General features: G+C 26.5%; 1 protein-coding gene and 1 pseudogene. Both read right to left on the bottom strand.

From position 1 onward, the window contains the following. Positions 1–428: pseudogene (locus tag ACYUDJ_RS21200) on the bottom strand (triple tyrosine motif-containing protein); the annotation flags it as partial. A gap of 229 nt (positions 429–657) precedes the next feature. Beyond that, positions 658–1,880: N-acetylglucosaminidase (locus tag ACYUDJ_RS21195; protein WP_460290027.1), on the bottom strand; the 1,223-nt coding region annotated here is incomplete at its 5' end.

The raw sequence follows: 1,880 nt of genomic DNA, 5'->3' as shown, positions 1-1,880 counted from the left end.
TTATCTTGTATTGTCTGTTCCTGTTGATTTTTAACATATATTTTTAAACTTTTCTCTTCTTTATTATCATTTTCATCTATAGCTACAATTTTTAGTAGGTATTCTCCATTTTTAATATTCGACATATCTTTTTTATATTCAAAATTAGTCAAATAACTACTATCCTTATTTACTGATGTTTCTGTTTTAGCTTGTCCTATTTTCTCATTATTTAAATAAATTTCTATTAATTTTAGTCTTTCCTTAGAATCTACAGTTCCTATTAAATTTAAATCATTTCCATTAAATAATTCACTTTCCTTTGGAGATTCCAGATTTATGATTAAATTATTATAAGCCTGTACACTCATAGGGAATATTAATAATCCAATCATAAAAAAAAGTGAAATAATATTTAAGACTAAACAACCCTTTTTTTTATTTATCATAAACTCACCCTTTCAATAGTTGCCTTTATAATTTTATCGTAATTTATATAAATATTTTTAAATTTAAACTTTACAATTGCATACTATTTCCATTTGAAATTCTTCTAATTGTAAAAAATAATATTCTATTAAAAATCAATTAAAATTATTATATCATTTAATATAATAATAAAAAAGAACTACCTCAAAATAGAAAATATTTTCTATTTTGAGACAGCCTTTTTTATATTTATTTAAAAATTGGTATGTCGAAATTTAATGTAGCCCCTCTCAATCCATCTATTACTTTTTTTATATTTCCAATTTGATTGTATACCCATCTTACATCTGTTGCATATTGGTGTACTGTTGGATTAGCTGGATTCCATCTCATTTTATATAATGTATCTTGTTTATACGTCACATTATTTATATATCCTGATGAAATCCATTTAGCCCCTCCTTTAATAGCTAAATCTACTGAAAACCATCCCTGTTCATAAGCATACTTAGATCCTTGTCCTATAGGATCACTATCCACAGCATTTATACCAAATAAATTGTAAACCATTTTTCCATTTACCACCACGCCCTTAGCTAAAGTTGACGTACCATTTCCTGTTTCTAAAAGAGCATGTGCTACTAAATATATAGGGCTTACGTTACTTTCTCTTCCTGCATCAATGAATACTTGTCCCTTTCCTTCTAGCACACCCTTACCTTTAAGCATATTATTTAGTTGCTCTGCTGTAGTACATTCATTGTAGCTTAATTGTAAAAATTGATATTGCCCAATATCATCATATATCTGATTAGTTGGATCTATATATTCTCTAGCCCTTGATTTAATATAGTCATATTGCTGATCACTCTGCACCCAATTAACTCCATTTATATCAGTTGAATATCCTTTTTTACCATTCTTTACAATAGCATATCTCCATTCATAAGTATTCTTCTCTGGTATATACATATGATAAGCTGGTCTATTGTCCATTTGCTTATTTAGCATTTCATCTAATGTTATATTATAATTTGTTTTTTTATAGTTTTTAATTAAACCATCTTCACCTATTACTGTAAATGTTTTTTCTACTTTTGAATCAAAAATATCTGAGCTGAATATATCTTTAACATTAACAATAATGGTGTATTTACCAGGCTTTGTAGGTGCCCAACTTGCATATCTGTCTTCTTTATATTCTCTTATTTTTGTTAAAGTTCCTGTATTTAAATCTTTAACCCAAAATTCGTATAAAACTCTATTAGTACTACTTGCATATCCTTTTATCGTATATGTTTTTCCTATTTGTAATTGATATGAGGTTACATATTGATTATCTAGCATAATATCATATGTTTGTATAGTTGCTTTTCCGGAATTATAATCAACATTAAAATTTTTCTCTACTTTTCCATCTACACTTGCATTACTATATTTATCCTTTACATTTACTGCTATTATATATTGTC

The organism is Clostridium sp. CTA-6, from assembly GCF_054768115.1.
This window is presented reverse-complemented; position numbering and strand designations above follow the sequence as displayed.